The sequence below is a fragment of the Mesorhizobium sp. M7A.F.Ca.AU.001.01.1.1 genome (genome assembly GCF_004022735.1).
GTDB classification, from domain to species: Bacteria; Pseudomonadota; Alphaproteobacteria; order Rhizobiales; family Rhizobiaceae; genus Mesorhizobium; species Mesorhizobium ciceri.
The window spans coordinates 1-859 of the sequence record NZ_RZPF01001237.1 but is presented as its reverse complement, the minus strand read 5'-3'; the positions used below and the strand labels follow the sequence as shown (position 1 = coordinate 859).

Below are 859 nucleotides of genomic sequence, written 5' to 3'. Positions count from 1 at the left end.
TCATAGAGCAAAGGCGGCGCGATCTTGCAGACCCAGTATTTGACGACCGGCGTCATGGCGCGGGCAAACGCCGCTTCACCGCGGTCGCTGGCCGCCTCGTCGAAGGACCGCGCCAGCCGGAACGACAGTGCGGTGGCGGCGGCGACATCGAGTGCCATGTCCGCCAGCACGCGCTGCATCAACGGCTGCTCGATCAGGGTCGAACCGAACACCTGACGATGGCGGGCATGATGAACGGCCTCGGCGAGGCCCGCGCGCATGATCGCCGACGAGGCGATGGCACAATCGAGCCGGGTGAGCGTCACCATGTCCATGATCGTCTTCACACCGGCACCGGGTTCGCCGACCATCTCGCCGATGGCATTGACGAATTCGACTTCGGAGGATGCGTTGGAACGGTTGCCGAGCTTGTCCTTCAGCCGCTGGAAGCGGAAGCCGTTGCCCGAGCCGTCACCGAGAACGCGCGGTACGAGGAAGCACGACAGCCCCTCCGGCGCCTGCGCCAGCACCAGGAAGGCATCCGACATCGGCGCCGACATGAACCATTTGTGCCCGGTCAGACGATAAAAACCGCTGCCGGCGCGTTCCGCCCTCGTCACATTGGCGCGCACATCGGTGCCGCCCTGTTTCTCGGTCATGCCCATGCCGAGCGTCAGCCCGGTTTTCTCGACCGGCGGCTTTTGGCTCTGGTCATATTTGCGCGTCGTCACGCGCGGCGCCCATTCACGAAACAGTTTCGGGCTGGCCATCAAGGCCGCCAGCGAAGCGTTGGTCATGGTGATGGGGCACAGATGCCCGGTCTCGAGCTCCGCCGTCAGATAAAACCGGGCGGCACGGACCTGATGGCGGCGGCCGATCT

1 protein-coding gene is annotated in these 859 nt (G+C 65.1%); it reads right to left on the bottom strand.

The features are described 5' to 3' along the window. A partial coding sequence (locus EN884_RS37345) for an acyl-CoA dehydrogenase family protein (RefSeq protein ID WP_206617774.1) occupies window positions 1–859 on the bottom strand: 859 nt, incomplete at both ends.